Here is a 9,014-nt window from a genome sequence, read left to right as displayed (position 1 = left end):
AATGGTGCCCAGGAGAGGACTCGAACCTCCACGTCCATACGGACACTAGCACCTGAAGCTAGCGCGTCTACCAATTCCGCCACCTGGGCAGGTGTCGTGGGACCGGCGTATAAGCAGCTTCCCGGGGGGCGTCAAACGGATTTTTTCAGGATCGCCGGGGCGGGACAGAAGAGGGGGTGGCGCTTCGGCGGAAAAACTGATGCAGGCAGGCCGCTTGGGCCGCAGCAGCGGCCATTTGCGCCTTGTTCGGCGCCTCTTGCGGCGCTAGAGCATACTTGCAGCTAAGTTCAGGAGCCAAATGATGTCCAAACTGGTCACGATCTACGGCGGATCCGGATTCGTGGGCCGCTACATCGCGCGGCGCATGGCCAAGGAAGGCTGGCGGGTGCGGGTCGCCGTGCGCCGTCCCAATGAAGCCATGCATGTAAAGCCTTACGGTGTTCCGGGCCAGGTGGAGCCGGTGTTTTGCAACATCCGCGACGATATTTCGGTCGCGTCGGTGATGCAGGGGGCGGATGCAGTGGTCAACTGCGTTGGCGTGCTGAACGAGCTGGGCAAGAACACCTTTGGTGCCATCCATGCCGAAGGTGCGGGCCGCATCGCGCGCATCGCGTCGCAGCAGGGCGTTGCCAATCTGGTGCATATCTCAGCGATTGGCGCCGATGCGGATGCCGCCAGCGGCTATTCCCGCACCAAGGCCGCCGGCGAAGCTGCTGTGCAGCAGCATTTCCCCGGCGCGGTGATCCTGCGCCCCTCGGTGATCTTCGGGGCAGAGGACGGCTTCTTCAACCGGTTTGCCGGAATGACCCGCCTGTCGCCCTTCCTGCCGATTGCCGCAGGCGGCACCAGGTTCCAGCCTGTGTTTGTGGATGATGTGGCCAAGGCTGCGGTCAAGGGTGCGCTGGGCGAGGCCGAAGGCGGGGTCTATGAACTGGGCGGGCCCGAAGTCAAAACCTTCCGCGCGCTGATGGAGCAGATGCTGGAGGTCATCCACCGCCGCCGCGTCATCATCTCGCTGCCCGGTTTCATGGCGAAGCTGGTGGCTTTCGGCTTTGACATGCTGCAGTTCGCCAGCTTCCAGCTGATCGAGAACAAGATGCTGACCCGCGATCAGCTGAAAAGCCTGAAGTCGGACAACGTGGTATCCGACGGCGCCAAGGGTTTTGCGGATCTGGGCATCGACCCGGTGAACGCTGGCTCGGTGCTGCCGGATTACCTGTGGAAGTTCCGCCCCTCCGGCCAGTATGACGAGATGACCAGCTCCGCCCGCAATCTGCGTAACGGCGCCTGATTTTCGAAACGAGTCGAAGCTTTGAAAGCGCGGGGCAGCCCCGCGCTTTTTCCTTTCCGGTTCAGCTGCTGTAGGCGATGGTCAGAAGCACCGTGCCCAGGATCACCCGGTAGATTACATAAGGTGTGAAGCTAACCGAGCGCAGCAGCCGCATCATCAGGCTGAGCGCGGCCAGCGCCGAGAGCATCGCCAGTGCCGCGGCAATGGCGGCATCGCGCAACAGGGCGGTATTGGCCTCCAGCGCTACACCAGTACCTAGCAGAACAGCGGAGGCAAAGATCGATGGAATCGACATCAGCATTGCAATCCGGGCACCTTCCTCGCGCGTGTAACCCAGCTGGCGGGCGCCAGTAATGGTGATACCGGAGCGTGATGTGCCGGGAACCAGCGCCAGCATCTGCCATAGGCCCATGATCAGAGCGTCGCGCGTGCCCCAGTCAGCGGCCTGTTTTTCTTCGCTGCCTTTCTGGTCGGCCCAGTACATCACCAGGCCAAAGCCCAGCATTGCCCAGCCGATCACGGTGATCGACCGCATCGCCAGGCTGAGCCCGGTGCAATATAGCAAGGTACCAACCATGACGGTGGGAATAGTGGCGATGATCAGTCCCATCGCTAGTTTGGACCCCGGAGTGTCGGTGCGGCCGGAAAGGGCGCGGGGCAGGCCAAGCAAACCTTCGCGCACGTCGCCCCAGAAATAGAGCATAACCGCTGCCAGGGTGCCTGCGTGCACGGCCACGTCGACTACTTGGCCCTGATCTTCGAGGCCCGTGAGGCCGGGCAAAAGAATCAGGTGGCCGGAGGAGGAAACGGGCAGGAATTCCGTGAGGCCCTGGATAAGTGCAACCAGAATCAATTGGAAAAGCGGCATCCGCAAATCATCTCCTGCTGGCCTCGAAGGGGCGGTAAACTGTCGCGACTCTGTATAAATCCCGGCACTGGATTGGAAAGCAGATATTAAGGTCCGAATCGGGCCTAAAATTCCTGTACATTTCCGTCAAACACGGTATCAGAAATTAAGCGCTGGCAAAATAGGTCAGCAAAGTTGACATAAAAGCGTATCCGTACCCGAAATGGTGCCTGCGCAGCCAGACAAACGATGGAGTCCAGCCCGTGGCCAAGCAACCGATGCTGAAATTTGTGCAGATCGAACGCGACATGCCGGAAAAGCGTGACGCAAGTGTACGCAAGGAAGACTTCAAAGAGATTTACGCAGAGTACGCTGCTGCCAAGGCCGAAGAGCAGGCCAGCCGCTGCAGCCAGTGCGGCGTGCCCTACTGCCAGAGCCACTGCCCCCTGCACAACAACATCCCCGACTGGCTGCGCCTGACCGCCACCGGCCGCCTGGAAGAAGCCTATGCCACCAGCCAGGCCACCAACACCTTCCCGGAAATCTGCGGCCGCATCTGCCCGCAGGACCGCCTGTGCGAAGGCAACTGCGTGATCGAGCAGTCGGGCCATGGCACCGTGACCATCGGTTCGGTTGAGAAATACATCACCGACACCGCCTGGGAAAACGGCTGGGTGAAACCGGCGGCTCCGCTGGCCGAGCGCAGCGAGAGCGTCGGCATCATCGGCGCCGGCCCCGGCGGCCTGGCGGCGGCGGACATGCTGCGCAAGGCGGGGGTGCAGGTCACTGTTTACGACCGCTATGACCGTTCCGGCGGTCTGCTGATGTACGGCATCCCCAGCTTCAAGCTGGAAAAGGACGTGGTGGAGCGCCGCAACAAGCTGCTGGCCGACGGCGGCGTGACCTTTGTCCTGAACTGCAACGTGGGCGAGGACATCTCGTTCGAAGAAATCCGCAAAAAGCATGACGCGGTGATCATTGCCACCGGCGTCTATAAATCGCGCGATCTGGCGATGCCGGGCAGCGGCTCGGAAGGAATCGTCAAGGCGATCGACTTCCTGTGTGCCTCGAACAAGAAGAGCTTTGGCGACGAAGTAGCTGAGTTCGACAACGGCAGCCTGAATGCAGAAGGCAAAAAGGTTGTGGTGATCGGCGGCGGTGATACCGCGATGGACTGCGTGCGCACTTCGATCCGCCAGGGCGCAACTAGCGTCAAATGCCTTTACCGCCGCGACCGGGCCAATATGCCGGGCTCGCAGCGGGAAACCCAGAACGCCGAGGAAGAAGGCGTGGTCTTCGAGTGGCTGTCGGCGCCCAAGGGCTTCACCGATGAAGGCGGCAAGGTTGCAGGCGTGATGGTGCAGAAGATGCGCCTGGGCCAGCCGGACGCTTCGGGCCGCCAGGCGCCGGAAGTGATCGAAGGCGCGGATTACGTGGAAGAGGCCGACCTGGTCATCAAGGCGCTGGGCTTTGAGCCGGAAGAGCTGCCTGTCCTGTGGAATCAGCCGGAGCTGCCGGTGACCCGCTGGGGCACCATCAAGGCAGCGTTCAAATCCGGCGCGACCGAGCTGGACGGTGTCTATGCGGTGGGTGATATCGTGCGCGGCGCATCGCTGGTGGTCTGGGCGATCAAGGACGGCCGTGACTGCGCCGAAGCGATCATCGAAAACTTCAACAGCAAGGCCGCAGTGGCGGCGGAATAGGCCGGCACCCCCTGTACACCGTCTGTGCACCCCCTGTGCACCGGCGGAACAGCCGGGAAACGCAGCAAGGTCAGCGATGCTGACCCAGCCAGCAGAAGGACAATGGATATGAGCGAACTGAAGGGACAATGCATGTGCGGCGCGGTAACCGTCACCGCCACCCCTGCGCGCGCTTCCATTTCCGCCTGCCACTGCGAAATGTGCCAGCGCTGGGCCAGCGGCCCTTACCTGAGCTTTGAGGCGGCCAGCGGTTATGCGGCCCTGGGCCCGGTGCAGACCTATGAGTCCTCCGGCTGGGCCGAGCGGGCGTTCTGCGGCAAATGCGGATCGTCGCTGTGGTACCGGATGACCGCAGGAGAACATAAGGGCCAGACGCAGATGTCGGCTGGCCTGTTTGAAAACGCAGGCGGCAACGAGTTGCACCTGGAACTTTACATCGACAAGAAGCCAGCGGGCTACGCCTTCGACAGCAGCAGCCGGAAACTGACCGGCGCTGACGTGATCGAGATGTTCGCCCCCTCCGTAGAAGGAAACAGCCAATGACCAAATATGATGCCGATTGGGTGCGCGCCGAGGAAGCCAAGCGCAAGTGGATGGCTGAAAACGGCCTGTATTCCGAGGAGGAAGAGCATTCCTCCTGCGGCGTTGGCCTGGTGGTTTCGGTTGACGGCAAGAAAAGCCGCAAAGTGGTTGAGGCCGGCATCGACGCGCTGAAGGCGATCTGGCACCGCGGCGCGGTGGATGCCGACGGCAAGACCGGCGACGGCGCGGGCATCCACGTGCAGATCCCGGTTCCGTTCTTCTATGACCAGATCCGCCGCACCGGCCATGAGCCGCGCCAGGATGAGCTGATGGCGGTGGGCCAAGTGTTCCTGCCGCGCACCGATTTCGGCGCCCAGGAACGCTGCCGGACCATCGTCGAGACCGAAGTGCTGCGCATGGGCTATTCCATCTACGGCTGGCGCCATGTGCCGGTGGATGTGGCCTGCCTGGGTGAAAAGGCCAATGCGACCCGCCCGGAGATCGAGCAGATCCTGATTTCCAACGCCAAGGGCGTGGACGAGGAAACGTTCGAGCGCGAGCTTTACGTGATCCGCCGCCGGATCGAGAAAGCGGCCAATGCTGCAGCTATCTCGGGCCTGTATATCGCGTCGCTGTCCTGCCGCTCGATCATCTACAAGGGGATGATGCTGGCAGAGCAGGTTGCGGTGTTCTACCCGGACCTTATGGATGATCGGTTCGAGAGCGCCTTTGCGATCTATCACCAGCGCTATTCCACCAACACCTTCCCGCAATGGTGGCTGGCGCAGCCGTTCCGGATGCTGGCCCACAACGGCGAGATCAACACGCTGAAGGGCAACCTGAACTGGATGAAGAGCCATGAGATCCGCATGGCGTCGGCGACCTTTGGCGACTATGCCGAGGACATCAAACCGATCGTGCCGGGCGGCGCGTCCGACTCCGCGGCGCTGGATGGTGTGTTCGAGGTTCTGGTGCGCGCCGGCCGCTCCGCGCCGATGGCCAAGACCATGCTGGTGCCGGAAAGCTGGTCCAAGCAGGCGGTGGAACTGCCCCAGTCCTGGCGCGACATGTATTCCTACTGCAACTCGGTGATGGAGCCCTGGGACGGCCCCGCCGCGCTGGCGATGACCGACGGCCGCTGGGTCTGCGCGGGCCTGGACCGCAACGGGTTGCGCCCGATGCGCTATGTGGTGACCGGCGACGGGCTGGTGATTGCGGGCTCCGAGGCGGGCATGGTGCCGGTTGACGAGGCCACCGTGGTCGAGAAGGGCGCGCTGGGCCCGGGCCAGATGCTGGCCGTCGACATGGAAAAGGGCAAGCTGTTCCGCGACACCGAGATCAAGGACAAGCTGGCCCGCGCGCTGCCGTTCGGCGACTGGGTCAAGCGGATCAACGATCTGGACGCGGCCCTGGCCAAGGTGACGGAGCAGCCGCTGTTCAGCGGCGAAGAGCTGCGTCGCCGCCAGGTTGCGGCCGGCTATTCGATCGAGGAGCTGGAGCAGATCCTGGCGCCGATGGCCGAAGACGGCAAGGAAGCACTGGCTTCGATGGGGGATGACACCCCGTCGGCGGTTCTGTCCAAGCAGTACCGCCCGCTGAGCCACTTCTTCCGCCAGAACTTCTCTCAGGTGACCAACCCGCCGATCGACAGCCTGCGCGAATTCCGGGTGATGTCGCTGAAGACCCGCTTCGGCAACCTGAAGAACGTTCTGGATGAGGACAGCTCGCAGACCGAGATCATCGTGCTGGAAAGCCCGTTTGTCGGCAACGCCCAGTGGGACAAGCTGGTGGAGCAGTTCAACGCGCCGCTGGCGGAGATCGACTGCACCTTTGCGCCGGGCCGCGGCTCGCTGAATGCGGCGCTGGCGCGGATCCGGGCCGAGGCCGAGGAAGCGGTGCGTTCGGGTGCCGGCCATATCGTGCTGACCGACCAGTATTCGGATGAGGGCAAAGTGGCGATGCCGATGATCCTGGCGACCTCTGCCGTGCATTCGCATCTGACCCGCAAGGGCTTGCGCACCTTCTGCTCGCTGAACGTCCGCTCTGCCGAATGTATCGACCCGCATTACTTTGCGGTGCTGATCGGCTGCGGCGCCACCGTGGTGAACGCCTATCTGGCCGAGGATTCGCTGGCCGACCGTATCGAGCGCGGCCTGCTGGACGGCTCGCTGACCGACAATGTTGCCCGCTACCGCGAAGCCATCGACCAGGGCCTGCTGAAGATCATGGCCAAGATGGGGATCTCAGTGGTGTCCTCCTACCGCGGCGGCCTGAACTTCGAGGCGGTGGGCCTCAGCCGCGCCATGTGCGCCGAGTATTTCCCGGGCATGACCTCGCGCATTTCCGGCATCGGTGTCAGCGGCATTCAGGTGAAGGCAGAGGAAATCCACGCCAAGGCCTGGAAGGCGCCGGAAGGCATCCTGCCGATCGGCGGTTTCTACAAGGCGCGGAAGTCGGGGGAGACCCACGCCTGGGAAGCGACCTCGATGCATATGATGCAGATGGCCTGCAATAGAGCCTCATACGAGCTGTGGAAGCAGTATTCGGCGAAAATGCAGTCGAACCCGCCGATCCACCTGCGCGACCTTCTGCAGATCAAGCCGCTGGGCAAACCGGTGCCGATCGAGGAAGTGGAATCGATCACCTCGATCCGCAAACGGTTCGTGACCCCGGGCATGTCGCTGGGCGCGCTGAGCCCCGAGGCGCACAAGACGCTGAACGTGGCGATGAACCGGATCGGCGCCAAGTCCGACTCCGGCGAGGGCGGCGAAGACCCGGCGCACTTCGTGCCGGAGCCGAACGGCGACAACCCGTCTGCGAAGATCAAGCAGGTGGCGTCGGGCCGCTTTGGCGTGACCGCCGAATATCTGAACCAGTGCGAAGAGCTGGAAATCAAGGTGGCCCAGGGCGCCAAGCCCGGCGAGGGCGGCCAGCTGCCGGGGATGAAGGTCACCGACCTGATCGCCCGCCTGCGCCACTCGACCAAGGGCGTGACGCTGATCTCGCCGCCGCCGCACCACGACATCTACTCGATCGAGGATCTGGCGCAGCTGATCTACGACCTGAAGCAGATCAACCCGCGCTGCAAGGTGACGGTGAAGCTGGTGGCGTCCTCCGGCGTTGGCACCATTGCAGCAGGCGTTGCCAAGGCCAAGGCCGACATCATCCTGATTTCGGGCCACAACGGCGGCACCGGGGCGTCTCCGGCGACCTCGATCAAATATGCCGGCCTGCCGTGGGAGATGGGCCTGACCGAGGCGCATCAGGTGCTGGCGATGAACAACCTGCGCGAGCGGGTGACGCTGCGCACCGACGGCGGCCTGCGCACCGGCCGCGATATCGTGATGGCAGCGATGCTGGGGGCCGAGGAATACGGCATCGGCACCGCGGCGCTGATCGCCATGGGCTGCATCATGGTGCGCCAGTGCCAGTCCAACACCTGCCCGGTCGGCGTCTGCACCCAGGACGAGAGCCTGCGTGCCAAGTTCACCGGCAACGCCGACAAGGTGGTGAACCTGATCACCTTCTACGCCCAGGAAGTGCGCGAAATCCTGGCCTCCATCGGCGCCCGTTCGCTGGATGAGGTGATCGGCCGGGCCGACCTGCTGGCGCAGGTGTCGCGCGGCTCTGCCCATCTGGACGACCTGGACCTGAACCCGCTGCTGATCACAGTCGATGGCTCTGCCAATATCGCCTACAACCGCGACAAGGAGCGTAACGCGGTGCCGGACACGCTGGATGCGGAGATCGTGCGCGATGCCGCCCGCTTCCTGCAGGACGGCGAGAAGATGCAGCTGTCCTATGCGGTGCAGAACACCCACCGCACCGTGGGCACCCGCACCTCCAGCCATATCGTGCGCAACTTCGGCATGCGGAACTCCTTCCAGCCGGATCACCTGACGGTGAAACTGCAGGGGTCCGCCGGCCAGTCGCTGGGCGCCTTTGCAGCGCCGGGGCTGAAGCTGGAAGTGTCGGGCGACGCCAACGATTACGTCGGCAAGGGCCTGTCGGGCGGCACCATCGTCGTGCGCCCGCCGCAGGTGAGCCCGCTGACCGCGTCCGAGAACACAATCATCGGCAATACCGTGCTGTACGGCGCCACCGATGGCTACCTGTTTGCGGCCGGGCGCGCGGGCGAGCGCTTTGCGGTCCGCAACTCCGGCGCCAAGGTGGTGATCGAGGGCTGCGGTGCCTGCGGCTGCGAATACATGACCGGCGGCGTTGCGGTGATCCTGGGCTCGATCGGTGCCAACTTCGGAGCCGGCATGACCGGCGGCATGGCCTATCTGTACGATCCGGAGGGCAAGGCCGAGACCCTGATGAACATGGAATCGCTGGTCACCTGCCCGGTTGCCGTGGCGCATTGGGAGGCAGAGCTGAAAACCCTGATCGAACGCCATCTGGAGGAAACCGGCAGCCGCAAGGCGGCAGAGATCCTGCAGCATTGGGACATCGAGAAGGCGAACTTCCTGCAGGTCTGCCCCAAGGAGATGCTCGACAAGCTGCCGCATCCGGTGATGCAGGAGCAGGAGGCTGTTCCGGCGGAATAAGCCTGCTTAGAGACTGAAACCAAGCCCCGCAGGCCGTGCCTGCGGGGCTTTTCGCATCTGCTGGCCTCCCGCTGCCGGCCGGAATTTCCCGGAGGTTTGTG

General features: G+C 63.5%; 5 protein-coding genes and 1 tRNA gene. 4 read left to right on the top strand and 2 right to left on the bottom strand.

Annotation, left to right across the window (positions count from 1 at the left end; genetic code table 11):
* Positions 1–2 precede the first annotated feature (2 nt).
* Positions 3–89 (bottom strand) — tRNA-Leu (locus tag LHL23_RS19530).
* A gap of 212 nt (positions 90–301) precedes the next feature.
* Here LHL23_RS19530 and LHL23_RS19525 point away from each other — a divergent pair.
* A complete protein-coding gene (locus LHL23_RS19525; RefSeq protein WP_222476785.1) occupies positions 302–1,291 on the top strand; it encodes a complex I NDUFA9 subunit family protein in 990 nt (329 codons plus the stop codon).
* 61 nt (positions 1,292–1,352) lie between these two features.
* On the opposite strand, the gene LHL23_RS19520 is transcribed toward LHL23_RS19525, so the two are convergent.
* The gene (locus LHL23_RS19520) at positions 1,353–2,159 is read right to left on the bottom strand and encodes an undecaprenyl-diphosphate phosphatase (protein WP_226431172.1); all 807 of its coding nucleotides are present in this window, start codon (positions 2,157–2,159) and stop codon (positions 1,353–1,355) included.
* A 242-nt stretch (positions 2,160–2,401) separates the two neighbouring features.
* On the opposite strand from LHL23_RS19520, the gene LHL23_RS19515 reads away from it, so the two are divergent.
* The 3 genes from LHL23_RS19515 (at position 2,402) to gltB (ending at position 8,913) form a co-directional block, all read left to right on the top strand.
* Positions 2,402–3,841 (top strand): NAD(P)-dependent oxidoreductase, encoded by a 1,440-nt coding sequence (locus tag LHL23_RS19515; protein WP_222476781.1) that lies wholly within the window; start codon positions 2,402–2,404, stop codon positions 3,839–3,841.
* Between the two features lie 108 nt (positions 3,842–3,949).
* Positions 3,950–4,384 (top strand): GFA family protein, encoded by a 435-nt coding sequence (locus tag LHL23_RS19510; RefSeq protein ID WP_226431171.1) that lies wholly within the window; start codon positions 3,950–3,952, stop codon positions 4,382–4,384.
* On the top strand, positions 4,381–8,913 hold the full coding sequence (gene gltB, locus LHL23_RS19505) for a glutamate synthase large subunit (RefSeq protein WP_226431170.1): 4,533 nt from the start codon (positions 4,381–4,383) through the stop codon (positions 8,911–8,913). Before LHL23_RS19510 ends, gltB begins: the two co-directional genes overlap by 4 nt.
* Positions 8,914–9,014 lie beyond the last annotated feature (101 nt).

This window comes from Leisingera sp. McT4-56, assembly GCF_020514995.1.
GTDB lineage: Bacteria > Pseudomonadota > Alphaproteobacteria > Rhodobacterales > Rhodobacteraceae > Leisingera > Leisingera aquaemixtae_A.
The sequence above is the reverse complement of the archived record's forward strand: the minus strand, read 5'-3'. Positions and strand labels throughout refer to the sequence as shown.

Bases quoted from the DNA above. Each gene is read 5' to 3' on its own strand.
- LHL23_RS19525 (WP_222476785.1), top strand. From the start codon at position 302: ATGTCCAAACTGGTCACGATCTACGGCGGATCCGGATTCGTGGGCCGC.
- LHL23_RS19520 (WP_226431172.1), bottom strand. From the start codon at position 2,159: ATGCCGCTTTTCCAATTGATTCTGGTTGCACTTATCCAGGGCCTCACG.
- LHL23_RS19510 (WP_226431171.1), top strand. From the start codon at position 3,950: ATGAGCGAACTGAAGGGACAATGCATGTGCGGCGCGGTAACCGTCACC.
- gltB (WP_226431170.1), top strand. From the start codon at position 4,381: ATGACCAAATATGATGCCGATTGGGTGCGCGCCGAGGAAGCCAAGCGC.